The sequence below is a fragment of the Planococcus beijingensis genome (assembly GCF_016820615.1).
Taxonomy (GTDB): Bacteria; Bacillota; Bacilli; order Bacillales_A; family Planococcaceae; genus Planococcus; species Planococcus notacanthi.
In genome coordinates this window covers 1-5,517 of sequence record NZ_JADHDZ010000014.1, presented here as the reverse complement: position 1 = coordinate 5,517, position 5,517 = coordinate 1, and the positions used below count along the sequence as shown (strand labels likewise).

At 38.6% G+C, this 5,517-nt stretch carries 6 protein-coding genes; all 6 read left to right on the top strand.

From position 1 onward, the window contains the following. Positions 1-330: 330 nt before the first annotated feature. The 6 genes from IRE19_RS18325 (at position 331) to mobV (ending at position 5,167) form a co-directional block, all read left to right on the top strand. Positions 331-792 carry a hypothetical protein gene (locus tag IRE19_RS18325; RefSeq protein WP_203341454.1) on the top strand — a complete coding sequence of 154 codons (462 nt, stop codon included), beginning with the start codon at positions 331-333 and terminating at the stop codon, positions 790-792. Between the two features lie 98 nt (positions 793-890). Then, a complete protein-coding gene (locus IRE19_RS18320) occupies positions 891-1,127 on the top strand; it encodes a hypothetical protein (protein WP_203341453.1) in 237 nt (78 codons plus the stop codon). A 326-nt stretch (positions 1,128-1,453) separates the two neighbouring features. Next, the gene (locus IRE19_RS18315; RefSeq protein WP_203341452.1) at positions 1,454-2,017 is read left to right on the top strand and encodes a site-specific integrase; all 564 of its coding nucleotides are present in this window, start codon (positions 1,454-1,456) and stop codon (positions 2,015-2,017) included. 490 nt (positions 2,018-2,507) lie between these two features. Then, positions 2,508-3,521, top strand: a complete 1,014-nt coding sequence (locus IRE19_RS18310) for a replication initiation protein (protein WP_203341451.1) — start codon at positions 2,508-2,510, stop codon at positions 3,519-3,521. A gap of 82 nt (positions 3,522-3,603) precedes the next feature. Then, positions 3,604-3,771 carry a hypothetical protein gene (locus IRE19_RS18305; RefSeq protein ID WP_203341450.1) on the top strand — a complete coding sequence of 56 codons (168 nt, stop codon included), beginning with the start codon at positions 3,604-3,606 and terminating at the stop codon, positions 3,769-3,771. Positions 3,772-4,102: 331 nt separating this feature from the next. After that, a complete protein-coding gene (gene mobV / locus IRE19_RS18300; protein WP_203341455.1) occupies positions 4,103-5,167 on the top strand; it encodes a MobV family relaxase in 1,065 nt (354 codons plus the stop codon). Positions 5,168-5,517: the final 350 nt, after the last annotated feature.

Sequence of the window (5,517 nt, the reverse complement as noted above, 5' to 3'; positions counted from 1 at the left end):
CTCTTCAGGAATTAATAAGAAATGGAGTAATAACAGTACATCTGGTGAGTAAACTCGCTAAAGTTGAGGAAGAAAAAATTAGCCTTTTCTTGAACAATCCGACATATGAATTAAAGTTGCCTTCCGATAGTGTTTTTATGTTAATGGAATTAACCAAAAATCTATCTTCTGAGCAATAAAATGCCGGAAATACTGATTTAAAAGAAGCTCATACTTAGTTAAAGATTAATCTTTCGAATGTAACTTAATGTGAATTAAGTTACATTCACATCATAGGAAATTTAGTATTCGTGCAGTATGTAATCATATTGTTAAGAAGGACGGGATGTTGTGAATTGGAATAAGCTTAATGACCCCATAGACATTGAAAATTTTATGGATCTCTTCGGAGGATTTCATGACAGCTGCTTGAAAGAACTTTACATGTGGACCGAGACTTTCGTTGATGAAGACCTCTCCATGAGTATGTCGGTCAATCTAGATACTTGCGTCCGTGTTTTATTCCAAAGACAAGCCCGGGAGCCATCAGCCATCGAATTGCTTTTTAAAGGGGTCACACACTTCCACATACATCCGCGTGAAGATGGTCAGGACTCCATCATCTATGGAGCTAAACTAGTACTCAAAGAAGGGCTATTCTATTGGGCAGAGGATGAAGACTGGCAAATTGATCAACCATTTCTTCATCCCGTAAGCTGGATTTCGGCTAAAGAGGTTCACTGGCGTGATGCCAGTTCATGGATGGGTGAAGAGCAACGATATGGTGTACTAAGAGACGAAAAAAATCTATAAGTGATATGAATTTTGAATGTAACTTAATAGCAATTAAGTTACATTCAAAGTCATGGTACAATTTGGTATATATGGATTTGTTATTTAGGAGGAGTACAATGAACAACAAGTATTGGAAAGTTGCTGGATTTTCATTTTTAATTATATTTATCCTCACCTATTGGCTTGGAAATAGAACGATAATGACAACAGATATGGGAGGACTTTCTTCACCGGCACTATTGACGACATCCGAATACCTTCTGAGAACAGTTGGTTATTCTTTAGTGCTTACTGCAGTTGTTTTAATAGCAGTTTATTTAATTTATTCTATTCAGAAAAAAATTCGAGCATAATCGCCTTGAAGTAATGCAAACTCAAAAGCTCTTATTGTTGCTACCTTACACAGACAATAAGAGCTTTTGGGCTTTTATAAGGAAAAAACGAATGTAACATAATCCTAATTAAGTTACATTCAGACCCCTGATTCTATTGACTTTCTGAGAAAAAACGAAGAAACTGAAATTGCTAGAAAAAATGATACATTCAAATCCTTGAGTTTCCTGCGTTCGCTTTTCCTTGGCGGCGCTCTTTTTTCTTTTGATTGAAATGCCTTGAGTAGTTCGCTACATACGGCAATGAGCCACTAAAAACACAGCAATCAACCAAAAGGAGTTCTCGCATGAGTAAACAAAGTGAAATCAAAGATGTGCAGCCGATCCGGTCCTTAGAAAAAATCGAGGATATGAAATGGAGCTTGAAGAAGTGGTGCAGCGAACGGGATTACATTTTGTTTCTTCTCGGCATCAATTCGGGATTACGTGTCGGGGATTTATTAGCCATCAAAACGAGCGAGATCCAGGGCAAAAAGGTAGTGTCGTTGCGCGAAGGGAAAACCGGAAAACGTCGGACGATCCATCTCGGCAACATTTACGAGGAACTGGATGCGTATATTCGCACGCTAGAGGGCGCTGAGTGGCTGTTTCCCAGTCGGAAGGGAAATGGACCGATTACGCGCGTTCAAGCGTACAGACAGCTTAACAAGGCCGCACAGATGGTCGATATCTCGGTAGGCATTGGTACGCATACCTTACGCAAGACCTTTGGGTATTGGCACTACAAGCAATTCAAAGACATTGCCGAGCTGCAGAACATCCTCAATCACACGCATCCGAATGTCACCCTGCGCTATATCGGCATCACAGACGAGCAGATCGAGAGCAATTTGAAATCATTTCGCCTGTAAAACTCCCAGATTTATTCTGTGGAGTTTTTGTTTTGCTTAAAAAGATTTTAAAGGTGGGGGGTTAAGCCTCTAAAACCTATTTGTTTGGATCTAATTCAATTTTCTCGTTAGAAACGTTTGTAGGAAGCTTTGAAGAGAACTTGCATGCTTCAGTCGGATCGGTCCTTCTTTTTTCTAGTAATGAACTTAATCTCTCTTTTTTCTTTTCATTTTTTCAAAATGAAATTTTGCCTATATATATTATCTTTTAAAAGATTAATTACATTAGTTATATTTAGGAGTGCCTTTGAGCCTTAGAGCCCCAAGGGTTTGAAAGTTTAAATGTGTAAATTACCTCCCTTTACTGTGTAAATTACCTCCCTTTACTGTGTAAATTACCTCCTTTACTTTGTGTAATATAAAAAAAAATACACAATAAATATTAATAAATGTATAATGAATATTATGATACATAATTCAGAAACTCATATTTTTAAAAAGGGGTAAAATAATGAGAAAAAATCTTAAAACTCAATTAATTTCACATGAAAACTCAATCAGAAAAAGTAATGAATTATCGATGGCAAAACTAAATCAAGGCTTAACGCTAAATCAGATGCAATTATTGGCGTTCTCAATCTTTTGTACGCAGCAAAATGGTATAACAGAATTTCATAAAGTTGATTTTGAAAAGAAGTTTGGTATTCAAAAATACAAAACAGAAGATGCCAGGAAAGATTCAGATAAAGTAACAAGCGTAAAATTTGGCCATTGGGATCCAGAAAAAGATTACTTTGATTTTTGGAACGTTTTTAGAGGTATGAGGTATCACGCCGGGGTTTTCCATTTCACTTGGACGGAAGAAATGATTCCTCATATTCTAGAGTTGAAAGATAAGTACATCACAACAGATTTAAATATTGCATCAAAATTTAAAAGTAGTTTCTCGTGGACTTTGTATGATTATTTAAAAGCGCATCATGGTTATTGGCATAAATTAATTTCTAAAGAAGATTTAATGCGTTTATTTGGAGTAGAAAAGATAAAAACATACGTTGATAACACTGCACAATTTAAGCGTGGTGTTTTAGACGTAGCAATTGCAGAAATTAATAAACACACAGAATTAGAGATTCGCTATAACGTGGAAAAAGAGGGACGGGCAATCAGTGGATTCGATTTGATTTGGTCAAACGGTAAGAAGGTGACCAGCGCCACGAAGAAGCAGATCAAAGAGATTCAAGGTCTCATCGATATTGTTTTTGATGATATGTTCCAATACGTGAATATCGACGACAAAGAGGATCGGCAGCAAGCAATTAATTTGATTCAAGAAATTGAAACCATGCGAGAATTTACCGATGAACCGATCGCCATTACAAGCGAAAAAGCAAATTGCTTAATCCAAAAAGCGGTATGGGATTTCAGGGAACTGAATCGGTTGCTAGAAAAGAATCATCATTCGATCTCTACTGAATCGAGAAAGAAAGTTAAATTTTATAACTGGCTTGAAGATAGAACTTAAAAGGGAAGAGGATTATAATTTAGATACTGGAAAGAGATGGAAGTGTAGAGTTCATAGAGAGTAATATCTTGGGGGAGAAGTTATGACTAAAAGAAAGAAGGGCTATTTAGAATTAGTCTTTGTTTTAATTATTTTTGTGAGTGTAATATTTATTTTCGATTTTCCAAAAGTGGTGAGTTTCACAACTTTAGGGGTACTGGTTATTGTTAATATTTTAATTTTTGAAATTTTTATTTTCTCAAAAGAGTAGGGGTTTTGGGATTTGCCACTTTTGTCAAAAGGGGCAAGGTCTGGTCTAGAGGAAAAGGATGGCCGAACAATCGGACCATTCTTTTTTGCTGTTGATCTACGGAAAAAACAGCCGAAGCCGGATGCTTTTTCTTGCCGTTGACCTACTGGGGAATGACCGTCCATCGAGGACGATCAACCCCATGCTTTTGAATTTGGGGGCGCATCCGGAGGGATGCTGCCACTTGCTTTTGATCTTCGGTCTTGCCCTCGGAGAGCACACCTTTACGGCAGTAAAGTATAGTGTGCTATACTTTACATGGAAGTTGACCGAAATAAGGGGGCGTGTTTTTGTGAGTTTTGCTGTGGTACGGATGCAGAAAATGAAAAGTCCGGATTTAAAGGGCATGCAATTTCACAACCAGCGAGAACGGGAAAGTCGGACGAATCCAGACATCGATCCGGACCGTCTCCATTTAAATTATGATTTGCTCCATCAAGAAAAAATTGACTACAACAAACATGTAAAAGAAATCATCGAGAGCCAAAAAGTGAACGAACGGAAAACCCGGAAAGATGCCGTGCTCGTCAATGAGCTGCTGGTGACTTCGGACCGGAAATTTTTTGATGGGTTGGATCCGGCTGAACAGAAACGGTTTTTTGAGGAAAGCCATAAATTATTTTCGGAACGCTACGGCAAACAGAATATTGCCTATGCGACCGTTCACAACGACGAGAAAACGCCTCACATGCATTTGGGCGTTGTGCCGATGCGTGACGGCAAGCTCCAGGGCAAGAATGTCTTTAATCGGCAGGAATTGCAGTGGATGCAGGAAGAATTCCCGAAACACATGCAAAGTGTCGGTTTTGAAGTCGAACGGGGCATTGCCTCTGACCGGAAACACATTGAAATGAGCCGTTTCAAGGCGTTAACGCTCAATGAAGAGATTAAAACCCTTGAGAAGGAAACAGAAGCCCTTAGAAATGCGCTGACGGCTTCTAAGAAAGTCGATGAGCTGCAAGTCAGCAAACCCTCTCTATTTGATCGGAACCACGTGAAATTGCCTGTAGAAGACTTCGAAGCACTGAAAGCAAGAGCGAAAGCCACAGAAGCCATCGAAAGCACAATTGAGGCTCATGAAAAGCGATTTGACGATATGGTCGATAACGTGATCGCCAGCGATCGGAAGCTGGATCAAGAAAAAAGAAAAACGGCGCAGCTGCAGAAAGAAAATAGCGGATTGAAAAAAGAAAATCTGGAACTGCAGAAGGAAAATAAAACCCTGAAAAGCCAGCTGAATGTTTTGTTGGAGTTTGCAAAATCCCAGCTGGAGAAATTCAAAGAATGGCAAAAAGAGCGTCAGCAAGAAAAAGAAAAAAATATTGCTAGAAAAAGAGACCAAGAGTTGGAACGCTAAAAGGCGCAGAAAATCTTCACGCAAAGTGCCCAGTTATACACCACCCCAAAATCGGGGTGGTGAAAGGGATTCACTTGTCGCCTTCGGATGTAAAAAGTACATAGATAAAAATGAAAAAACAGCAATAATTCGTTCGTAAATTTAGCTTGAAATAGAAGAACGTTCGCAAAGTGTATGACCACATTTACGAACGTTCTTTTTCTGTTTTTCGGTTGCTTTTGAGGTGTTCGAAAACGTGTACTTTTACGAACGGTTCGACTATTGTATCGTTCTTGGATTTGCTAAGTGATTGATATGAAATTTTAGGAAGGACTTTTTGGATTTAAAAGCGAATGGTGAAGTAAGCGGAG

Bases quoted from the DNA above. Each gene is read 5' to 3' on its own strand.
- IRE19_RS18320 (WP_203341453.1), top strand. From the start codon at position 891: ATGAACAACAAGTATTGGAAAGTTGCTGGATTTTCATTTTTAATTATA.
- IRE19_RS18315 (WP_203341452.1), top strand. From the start codon at position 1,454: ATGAGTAAACAAAGTGAAATCAAAGATGTGCAGCCGATCCGGTCCTTA.
- IRE19_RS18310 (WP_203341451.1), top strand. From the start codon at position 2,508: ATGAGAAAAAATCTTAAAACTCAATTAATTTCACATGAAAACTCAATC.
- IRE19_RS18305 (WP_203341450.1), top strand. From the start codon at position 3,604: ATGACTAAAAGAAAGAAGGGCTATTTAGAATTAGTCTTTGTTTTAATT.